This is a genomic window from Acinetobacter sp. YH12208 (assembly GCF_013418055.1).
GTDB classification, from domain to species: domain Bacteria; phylum Pseudomonadota; class Gammaproteobacteria; order Pseudomonadales; family Moraxellaceae; genus Acinetobacter; species Acinetobacter pseudolwoffii.
Genome location: NZ_VPCT01000029.1, coordinates 1 through 10,583, shown reverse-complemented (window position 1 = coordinate 10,583; position 10,583 = coordinate 1). Strand labels below are relative to the sequence as shown.

The 10,583-nt window shown below is 42.4% G+C and carries 7 protein-coding genes and 2 pseudogenes; 5 read left to right on the top strand and 4 right to left on the bottom strand.

Going from position 1 to position 10,583, the window contains the following annotated elements; translation table 11 throughout:
• Positions 1 to 85: pseudogene (locus tag FTU95_RS14335) on the bottom strand (IS5/IS1182 family transposase); the annotation flags it as partial.
• Positions 86 to 366: 281 nt separating this feature from the next.
• Here FTU95_RS14335 and FTU95_RS14330 point away from each other — a divergent pair.
• From FTU95_RS14330 to pnuC, 3 genes are read left to right on the top strand one after another with little or no spacing between them, the layout of a single operon-like run.
• Positions 367 to 1,560, top strand: a complete 1,194-nt coding sequence (locus FTU95_RS14330; protein WP_005093759.1) for a phosphotransferase enzyme family protein — start codon at positions 367 to 369, stop codon at positions 1,558 to 1,560.
• A gap of 51 nt (positions 1,561 to 1,611) precedes the next feature.
• A complete protein-coding gene (locus tag FTU95_RS14325; RefSeq protein ID WP_103800504.1) occupies positions 1,612 to 3,831 on the top strand; it encodes a TonB-dependent siderophore receptor in 2,220 nt (739 codons plus the stop codon).
• Positions 3,832 to 3,859: 28 nt separating this feature from the next.
• Positions 3,860 to 4,429, top strand: coding sequence for a nicotinamide riboside transporter PnuC (gene pnuC, locus FTU95_RS14320; RefSeq protein WP_103800505.1), 570 nt, complete (start codon positions 3,860 to 3,862; stop codon positions 4,427 to 4,429).
• Positions 4,430 to 4,506: 77 nt separating this feature from the next.
• Here the strand turns inward: pnuC and FTU95_RS14315 are convergent.
• Positions 4,507 to 5,258 (bottom strand): IS5 family transposase gene (locus FTU95_RS14315; protein WP_373685564.1). Its coding sequence is split into 2 segments (ribosomal slippage): positions 4,507 to 5,024 and positions 5,024 to 5,258, totalling 753 coding nucleotides; the frame shifts between segments, so codons are not numbered across the junction.
• A gap of 191 nt (positions 5,259 to 5,449) precedes the next feature.
• Complete coding sequence (locus FTU95_RS14310; protein WP_159516849.1) at positions 5,450 to 6,961, bottom strand: aldehyde dehydrogenase family protein; 1,512 nt, start codon at positions 6,959 to 6,961, stop codon at positions 5,450 to 5,452.
• 201 nt (positions 6,962 to 7,162) lie between these two features.
• Between FTU95_RS14310 and FTU95_RS14305 the strand changes: the two genes are divergently transcribed.
• On the top strand, positions 7,163 to 8,344 hold the full coding sequence (locus tag FTU95_RS14305) for a transcriptional regulator (protein ID WP_159516848.1): 1,182 nt from the start codon (positions 7,163 to 7,165) through the stop codon (positions 8,342 to 8,344).
• A gap of 510 nt (positions 8,345 to 8,854) precedes the next feature.
• Here the strand turns inward: FTU95_RS14305 and FTU95_RS14300 are convergent.
• The gene (locus FTU95_RS14300; RefSeq protein WP_159516847.1) at positions 8,855 to 10,027 is read right to left on the bottom strand and encodes an iron-containing alcohol dehydrogenase; all 1,173 of its coding nucleotides are present in this window, start codon (positions 10,025 to 10,027) and stop codon (positions 8,855 to 8,857) included.
• 217 nt (positions 10,028 to 10,244) lie between these two features.
• On the opposite strand from FTU95_RS14300, the pseudogene FTU95_RS14295 reads away from it, so the two are divergent.
• Positions 10,245 to 10,583 (top strand): annotated as a pseudogene (locus FTU95_RS14295) (IS6-like element IS1006 family transposase); the annotation flags it as partial.

The window sequence follows — 10,583 nt, the reverse complement described above, 5'->3', positions numbered from 1 at the left end:
CCATTTCAGTAAAAACTTGTCGAGGTACGCCAACCAAGCGTTTGAATTCAGAATCTGAAAAACGATTTAATTTCTGATATCTCATGAAATTTATATTGAGGTGGTTTTTACTTTCGCAAGAGATCTATTCAAATCCTAAAAACTTCTGTGTTTTTAGGATTTTTTATTTTTAAAATAATTTTAATTATTAAGCATTCTATTTTTATATTTAAAAGGCTAAACTTTCATCCAATTTAATACTGGTATGTACCACTTAATTTTGGGACAAACCTTAAATATTAAATGTATTTGAAAATACTGTGTAGATGTTTGCTTAAATGATGACTCTCCATTACCACATGATGATCTGGCTCAGGGATATTGATAATGACCACAATGACTGATGATTTAGGTCATGGTATGGGCAATGCCTGGGAAAATAAAGACTGGGCACATATTTCTGATCCAGAATTACAAAGCCTGCAGCAGCAGTATTCCTGTTTACAAGGTCATATTCAGATTTTGTGGTGTAGTCCACGGCCATTTTCATCTGCAGTATTGGTTAAAGTAGAGCAGGATCTTGTGAGCAGGGATGAAATAGTCGCGCATCAGTATTTGATTAAGCGCAGCCATTGTTCCTTTCGTCGTGCCCGCGATATTTTACAGGAGCATGCCGTTCTTCAGCATTTAGCTAGCAAAGAAATTCCTGTTGCAGCATTGATTAGCTCAAATCAAGGTCTGACCGCTTTAGAGCTAGGTGACTGGACCTATGAAGTCTATGCAAAAGCAGCCGGCTTAGATCTGTATGCAGATCAGCAATCCTGGAAACCTTTTTTCTATGCTGAACATGCTGCGAAAGCGGGGCAATTACTGGCAAGCTTACATATGGCCATGCAGGATTTTCCTGAGCGGCAAGGCCGATCAGCATCTTATTTATTGTCCAATCAGCAGCTTTTAAACAGTGAAAATATCGTTACAGCCATTCAACGGCGCATTGTAAACAGTCCAGAATTAAGCCGTTACTGTGCCGACAAAAATTTAGATCCTTACTTTTTAGATCAAATCTTACAGGTTCACCAGCGTATTCAGCCTGTATTGCAACAGGCAAGCAGAATTTGGACCCATAACGATTTACACGCTTCTAATCTATTTTGGTCAGCACCGGATGCCAAAGCGGAGATTACTGCCGTAATTGATTTTGGTTTATCTGACCGAAATTCGGCACTTTATGATCTGGCTGTGACGATTGAACGTAATTTCATTGATTGGTTGGAATTAAAGCAGAACCCACATATTCCGATTGATGAAGCCGGTTTAACCGCTTTTCTCCATGCTTATTTTTCCGAGATACATCCACAAGAAGATTTTAGTATTTTGCCAGAACTGCTGAAAATCGTGCATCTGGATTTCGCTTTTTCAGAGCTGGAGTATTTTGTGGGCATTACCCACAACCTCAACCATGCAGATGCGGCTTATTACGACTGGATTATCGGTCATGTGGACTGGTTCTTTGGCGAACAAGGCCAACAATTTACCCAGACTTTAACCCGGCTCATTCAACACGAATTGCACTCTTCTTAGTTGCTCTCTAAACCCGGCATCATCACCCACTTCAAATACATAAGGTTTCGTATGAACAATCGTCAACTCAAACAGAATGTATTAACCCGATCTTTAAATATGATCATTCTGTCGCAGCTTTGTTTAGCCCCGCTGACTTATGCTGAAGACGATGTTCAACAGCTTGACACGATTGTCATTACAGCCGATCAAAGCATCCCTTACTCGAGTGCCAAAGTGAATGTCGAGGGATTTGCTACGGACAGTCTGCAAAAAATACCTGCATCGGTCTCTATCGTGACTGCCGATCTCATTGCTGAACAACATGCTCGCGTGCTGAGCGATGTGGTAAAAAATGATGCAGCCATCGGTGATGGCTATGCTGCAATTGGCTATTATCCAAACTTTGTCTCGCGTGGCTTTGAACTCGATTTGGCATCAAGCTACCTCATTAATGGCAATGTGATTCGTGGTGAACAAAACGTTGCACTTGAAAACAAAGAACGTGTGGAAATTTTAAAAGGCATTTCCGCGATTCAAAGTGGTATGTCGACCCCGGGTGGTGTGGTCAATTATGTCACCAAGCGACCCAAAGATATCCAGGCCCTGACATTCTCTGCCGATCAACACGGCCAGTTTTCAGTGGCAACTGATCTCGGTGGTTTTTTGGGTGATGAGCAGCAATTCGGATATCGCATCAATCTGGTGAATGAGCAGATTGAGTCTTATGTCGATCACGTGGATGGTGAGCGCTATTTAGCGGCATTGGCCTTAGACTGGAAAACATCTGAGCAATCTAAATTGGAATTTGATCTTGAAGCACAGCGTTCCGAACAAAAATCAGTGCCAGGCTATCAATTACTGGATGGCAAAGTCCCAGAAAATGTGAAATGGGATCGATTGCTTGGTTACCAGACTTGGGGTAAACCGGTCACGATCGATAGTCTGAATACTGGTTTAAAATATAGTTATGCCTTGAATGATGACTGGAACTTGGGACTTGTTGCAGCGCACAGTAAATCCAAGGTTGATGATTATTCAACATTTGCTTGGGGATGCTATGCCACGGTATGTGAATATAATGGCTTAGGCAACACCTTTGACGCTAATGGCAATTATGATATTTATGATTATCGCAACCCAGATGACACCTTTAAGACCAATCAATTTAAAGTCAAATTGGATGGGGTGATTGATACCAACTGGGCACAACATTATCTAAATTTTGATATTACGCAAACCAATAAATCTCGTGATCGATATCCTGGATTAAATAGAAACATATATACACATTTATACGAGAACCCAGAGGACATAGATATTGCAGGTAATATTTATGAGGATCCACTACAAGTAGAACAACAATTAGGTGATGTCGGTCCCTATTTTAAAGCTTTAGATAGTGAACAGACTGCTTTTACGGTTTTAGATCGTATTGAGTGGAATGAGAAATGGTCTACTTTGATTGGTGGAAAATGGATCGAGCTTGATGAACAAGCACATGCTTATGATGCAGAGGGTAAGCAGGTAATAAAAGTTCGTGATACGGATTTAGGCAAATTTTTACCACAGTTTGCAGTGAGTTATAGCCCGGTAGAGTCAACAACTCTGTATGCCTCTTATGCCAAAGGTTTGTCAGATGGAAAGACAGCGCCTTGGTTTGCAGAGAATGCTGCTGAAACTCTAGCGCCGATCTATTCAGAGCAATATGAAATTGGCCTAAAACAACAGATCAAGCAGTTTTTATTGACTGCCTCGCTATTTGATTTACACCAAGACAACCAATATAGCAAGCCGATTTCAGGACTTCGCTATTTTGTTGCGGAAGGCGAACAACATAGTCAGGGTCTGGAGCTCGGACTGAATGGTGCATTAACCGATCATCTGGCCTTAACTTCATCTTTAGCCTTGACTAAAGCCCGTTTAGAAAATGTAGAAGCGGTTGAATATGGCAATCATCAGGCGCAAAACGTGCCAAAAGTTCGTTTCGCAACACATCTTCGCTATAACGTACCGAGCATTGCAGGTTTCACTGTTCTGGCAGGTGGTCAATACAGTTCCAGCAAATATGCTAACAAAGAGGGTGCTGCGAAAGTCGCAGGTTATAGTGTGGTTGATTTAGGCGCTGCTTATCAATTTAAGCTAAATACGACCGATGCATTGCTACGCTTGAATATTAATAATCTGTTCAACAAGAAATACTGGCGTGATGCAGGTGAATTTTTGGGTGACGATTATTTATTCTTGGGTTCGCCGCGTACAGCAACCTTGTCATTCAATCTGAACTTCTAAATTGGCTGCTTAATCAGGTTATATTGCTATGGAAAATATAGAAATTGCAGCGTTCATTTTAAATGTTTTAGGTGTCTGGTTGACGTCTAAACAATATAAAGCCTGCTGGGTAGTGAATATTGTCGCTGTATTTCTGTATATCATTATTTTTTATCGTGTCAATTTATTTGCAGACGCAGCATTACAAGCCGTATTTATCTTGATGCAACTCTATGGCTGGTATAGCTGGTCGAAGAAAGATCAAGACCAGGATCTGACTGTACAGATTGGCTATTTGAATAAAAAAATCTGGGTATATAGCCTGATTGTGGGTATTGTCGCTGGTCTGGTGATTGGTGCCTTATTTGCTCATTTTACCGCAGCGTCACTACCTTGGTTGGACTCCATGTTAGCCTCTTTTAGCTTGGTGGCAAGTTATTGGGCGGCAAAAAAATATATTGAAAGCTGGGGCTTGTGGTGTGTTCTAGATGTGATTTATGTCGGTATGTACACCCATAAATCATTGTATTTAACAGCCGTACTCTATTTTCTCTTTATTCTTCTTGCACTGAATGGCTGGAGAATGTGGCGAAATCTTTATAGAGTGAAATTATCTTGAAATGACACTATTGCAAATAGAAATTTGAGGTGATGCTCTTTCCTTTAAAAAAAGTGTTTATAGACTAGGGTGTGTCCTCATTTGGCTTTGCACCAAATAAATATACAGGCTATACGAATCATAGATTTATAATTGCGTGCCAGTTTATCAAATCGAGTTGCAATAGCACGGAAATGTTTTAATCTCGCAAAAGCATTTTCAACTAAATGTCTTAATTTATATAGATATTTATCAAATTCCTTATTCGATCTCTTACTGTTTGATCTCAATGGAATAATGGGAATCATATTCTTGTTCTTGGCATATATTCTAATGTGCTCAGCATCATACCCCTTATCAGCAATGAGATAAGTTGCCTCGTCTACCGTATCAATCAGTTGTTTTGCAACTTGACTGTCGTGGACGTCACCCTCAGTGATTTTAAAATCAATCGGTAATCCATTCGCGTCGGTTGCAAGATGTATTTTTGTTGTTCGTCCACCGCGTGATTGTCCAATTGCTCTTTCGAAACCATGCCGAGCTCCACTTGCATGTTGATGCACGCGTATGTAGCTTCCGTCAATGAATACCCATTCTTGATCCAAGATGCCTCGTAATCTAAAAAAAATTTATCCCACAATCCCTTACTTGCCCAACGATTAAAGCGATTGTAAGCAGTTTGCCAAGGACAAAATTCTTGGGGAATATCACGCCATGTGGCGCCTGTACGCAGTTTCCATAAGATCGCTTCCATGATATTTCTACTATTCTTTGAACAGTAACAACCGTGTAATCGCATAGTATCTTGAATTTGCTGCCAGATATCATCGGTGAGAAGAGTACGTGCCATTGAAAAAATATAGAAATCAAAAGAGCTTAAAGGAGGATTTTAAGTATTTAAAACCAATTTTTCAAATGAGGACACGCCCTAAAAACTTTATTTGAATTGGCCGCAGCTTGAAGATGTTGCTGATATTTTGTGAAAGCTAGCTACCATACATTCAAAGCGAACCGAAGTTCGCTTTGAATGTATTTCACTTCTTAAAAGAACCCGGCTGGTTTGGTCGAATAGCTCACTAACAGATTTTTGGTTTGTTGATAATGATCCAGCATCATTCTGTGATTCTCACGACCAATGCCGGATTTTTTATAGCCACCGAAAGCCGCATGCGCAGGGTAGATGTGATAACAGTTGGTCCAGACCCGACCGGCCTGAATGGCACGGCCAGCACGGTAGGAAGTATGCGCTGAGCGTGACCAGACCCCGGCACCGAGTCCGTAAATCGTATCGTTGGCGATCTTGATCGCATCATCAAAGTCTTTAAAGGTGGTCACAGCCAATACAGGCCCGAAGATTTCATCCTGGAAGGTCTTCATGTCATTGGTGCCTTTAAAGATAGTCGGCTCAATATAGAAACCTTGACCCACTTCCTGACGTGCTTCACCACCAGTCAGGATCTGTGCGCCTTCTTCACGACCAGTGGCAATACAGCCCAGAATCTTGTCCTGCTGTTCCTGTGAGGCTTGCGCGCCAATCATGGTGTCAGTATCCAGCGGATGCCCGGTTTTAATCCGTTTCACCCGTTCAACGGCACGCGCCAGAAATTCGTCAGCAATACTTTCCTGGATCAGCGCACGCGATGGACAGGTGCAGATTTCACCCTGGTTCAGGGCAAACATGGCAAAACCTTCCAGCGCTTTGTCCAGATAATCGTCTTCCTGATCCATGATGTCGGCAAAGAACAGATTCGGTGATTTACCCCCCAGTTCCAGCGTCACCGGAATAATATTTTCGGTGGCATATTGCATGATCATCTGACCGACGGCGGTGGAACCGGTAAAGGCAATCTTGGCAATGCGTGGGTTGGTGGCTAGCGGGCGACCGACTTCAACCCCATAACCATTGACGATATTCAGGACACCCGGTGGCAAAATATCCTGAATCAGTTCAGCCAGCACCAGAATGCTGACCGGAGTCTGTTCTGCAGGTTTCAACACAATGCAGTTGCCCGCAGCCAGGGCAGGTGCCAGTTTCCAGACAGCCATCAGAATCGGAAAGTTCCACGGGATAATCTGACCCACGACGCCCAACGGCTCATGAAAATGATAAGCAATCGTATCTTCATCAATTTCGGAAATGCCGCCTTCCTGCGCACGAATACAGCCGGCAAAATAACGGAAATGGTCAATAGCCAGCGGAATATCGGCAGCCAGCGTTTCACGGATCGGTTTGCCATTGTCCCAGGTTTCTGCCACAGCCAGAAGTTCCAGATTTTGTTCCAGACGATCGGCAATTTTCAACAGAATATTGGAGCGGGTGGTCGGCGATGCTCTGTTCCATTGTTCTTTGGCTTTGTGCGCTGCATCCAGGGCCAATTCAATGTCTTCTACAGAAGAACGCGGAACCTTGGTAAAGACTTTGCCATCTACCGGAGAGATGTTGTCAAAGTATTCACCTTTGACCGGAGCGACCCATTCGCCGCCAATAAAATTCTCGTATTGTGCTTTAAAATGAACTTTTGAACCAGGTTGATTAGGATTGACGTAACGCATATGTATTTCCTTTGCTTATTTTCGTATGGCAAAACCGCTTCTACAGCTTTGGTATAAGGTACTTCTGCATCTTATTTGATTAATATAACTGGTATAAGGTTGGAAAAAGGTTGGAGCTAGCATGTTCACGATATTTTCATCCATTTTAAAAAAATAACGATTACAGCGGATGTAAATCATGAATTGTTGTGAGAATAAGGAATGATGACAAAACAAGATTTGATGGAAAAAAGGCACAATACTGATCAGCTTCGGCAAAACAGCAGTTTGTCTCCCTTACATGCAGAACAGCTGGGACAGAGTATTGCCAGCTCCTGGCAACGTTCATCCTCGGCTGAAATCCCGAAGAATCGTTTAGCAGCACCGCTGACGGATTTAAAAAAGACCACTTCTTCCTCAACTTTAGCCCAAGCCCTGCAACATTGTGCTCAGGATTTAAAACATATTGCCGAGCAATCTTCTATGGTGCTGGCGGTCGGAGATATCGGCAGTACCATCATTTGGGCAGCTTCTAGCCCACAAATGCAAAGTGCCGCAGAAAGTGTACATTTTATTGAAGGTGGGCAATGGCGCGAAGAGCTGGTCGGAACCAATGCACTGGCACTCTCCTTAAAAACGCAACAATCCACCTGTGTCTTTTCCAGTGAACATTACATGTCCTCCATTCATGACTGGGTTTGTTATGCTGCACCGATTATCGATCCCTATTCAAAACAGATCTTAGGTGTCATTGATCTATCTACCACTTGGCAGAAGCATAACAGTTTGGCCCTGTTGGCTGCTGAGCGTTGCGCCACAATCATTCAATCTGCTTTGTTAGAATGCCAGAAGCAACGCCTGTTCATTCGGGCTTTTTCAGTACCCCAAATACTGTTTAATGGCAAGATGCTGGTTCTGACCCCTCGCCAGATTGAAATTTTGACCATTTTGGCCTTATGCCCGCAAGGCTTGAGTCTGGATACCTTGCATCAGGCCTTATATGGTGAACGCAAAGTTAGTATGGGCACCTTAAAAGCAGAAATGTCGCAGTTGCGCGATGTACTGGGGGGCATGTTAGGTTCTAGGCCTTACCGATTATTGGTACATGTAGAGGCCGATTTTTTACTTACCGAACAGTCTCTGGATGCTGGATATATTAATTCTGCCCTAAAATTATGTACTGGCGTATTTCTGGCTAAAACGGAAAGTCCATTTTTATGTGCCTGGCGAGATTGTCTGGAATCACGTCTAAGTAATGCCATTTTTAAAGCCAATGAAACTGACGTCCTGCTGAAACATGTATCGCATTTCCCTGAAGCGATTGATGCGGTGGAACGCCTGATTGAACTAATGCCCAAAACCCATCCCGTCCATCAAACTCTTTTAAAATATAAAGACCTTTAAAACGAATCCCTTCAGCGGTAGAAGGCTATATAGGAAAATCCTGGAATATTCAGCATCATCCCTATTCACAATAGATTTACTTGTCGATTTCATCTGAATCAGATCCTAAAATTTTATTAATCTGATGATTTTTCAGTGGCTATGCCATTTACTTGGCCGCTTGAGGGGACTCACTTCATCAAAATCAGCTACGATCATCTTCATTTCATATGAAGGACGTACAGTTTATTCCTCAGAGATTAAATATGATATTAAGATCATACGATGGGAAATTTTTTCTGGCTGGAACGAAGTAGAAGAAATTAGGATATTTTTATGCTCTAGGATAAACATGGATATTTTTAGGCTAGGGGACTTATAAAATAATTCCCCTCTATTTTTTATCCTATTATGAAGGTAAAAGCGGTAGCCAAAAGCAATGAATTGCTATTGGCATACTTCTTCAGTAGGCGAAATAAGGCCTGTTAAAGTGTAAGTCAGATGATTGAAAATAAGACTTACAAGGAGGTATTACATTGCCGCTTTAAAAATATCCACGACTTGAGCATGACTGGCCTTACGTGGATTGGTTAACATGCAGGCATCTTTTTGCGCATTTTCTGCCATAGTGGCGAGGTCAGCTTCTTTTACATTCAATTCCGCTAAACCTGATGGAATGCCAATTGACGATGAAAGCTGCCGAATGGCGTTAATCGCTTCATAAGCTGCCTCAGTTACAGTTAAACCTTCTATATTCACCCCCATCAATTGGGCAATTTTGGCATAACGCTCCGGACAGGCAATCAGGTTAAACTCACAGACATGTGGGAGCAAAATCGCATTACAGACCCCGTGTGGCAAGTTATAGAAACCACCAAGCTGATGCGCCATCGCATGCACATAACCTAAAGAGGCATTATTAAAAGCCATGCCTGCAAGATACTGGGCATAGCTCATGGCATCCCGTGCTTCCAGATTATCCCCATTCGCCACTGCGGGACTGAGCCATTCACTGATCATGGTGATCGCCTTTTCTGCACAGGCATCAGTGATGGGATTGGCGGCCGTAGATACATAGGCCTCGACCGCATGTGTCAGAGCATCCATCCCTGTTGCCGCAGTCAGGCCTGCAGGTTTGGCTAACATCAGTTTAGGGTCATCAATCGCAATGAGTGGGGTACAACGCCAATCTACAATCGCCATTTTCACATGGGTATCGGTATTGGTAATGATACAGAAACGTGTCATCTCCGAAGCTGTCCCTGCCGTGGTATTGATTGCAATCAGTGGTGTCATCGGAACGGTACTTTTATCAATCCCTTCATAATCACGGATATGTCCGCCACCTGCAGTGACCAGACCGATGCCTTTGGCACAGTCATGTGATGAACCCCCACCTAACGATACAATAAAATCACAGGCGTTTTCATTATAAGCTGTAACTCCATGATGCACGTTAATATCAGTTGGATTAGGTTCCGCGCCTGGGAAAATATAACTGTCAACACCTGCCTCTTTCAAATAATTTGCAATATCATCTGCAACACCAAATTTAAACAGGCCAGCATCAGTTACAATCAGTGCTTTCTTGGCGCCTAAATTTTGTGCTTTGATCCCGATTTCTTTAGCACAGCCCGGACCAAAAAGTGAAACACAGGGAATATAAAAACCGTTAGTTTGATCTGAAATATTTTTAAAAGCCATGGTGTTATTCCTTCTACCATCCATTGATTATTTTATCGGTGACCCTCACCGTAATATGAGTATTGGATGAAGCTAAAAAGAATCCTACCTACCAAATACCTACCAATTTAAATTTTTGATTCTAGCCAAAATAATGCATTTGAGGTATTTAAAAGGGCACTGTTGCAAATAACCACGAATGGTAAGCTGAAGACTGTTTTAGCTAAAGGTGCAGTATATGAATCCTTTCCATGGTCGGCATTTTCAGGGCGAAATCATTCTTTGGGCTGTGCGCTGGTATTGTAAATATGGCATTAGCTATCGTGAACTGCAGGAAATGCTGGCCGAACGTGGTGTGAATGTTGATCACACGACGATTTATCGTTGGGTTCAACGTTATGCTCCTGAAATAGAAAAACGTTTACGCTGGTATTGGCGTAATCCTACAGGTCTGAGCTCGTGGCATATTGATGAAACCTATGTAAAAGTGAATGGACGATGGTCTTATCTGTATCGTGCAGTCGATCAACGTGGCGATACCATTGATTTTTATCTTTCTTCTAGACGTAATACCAAA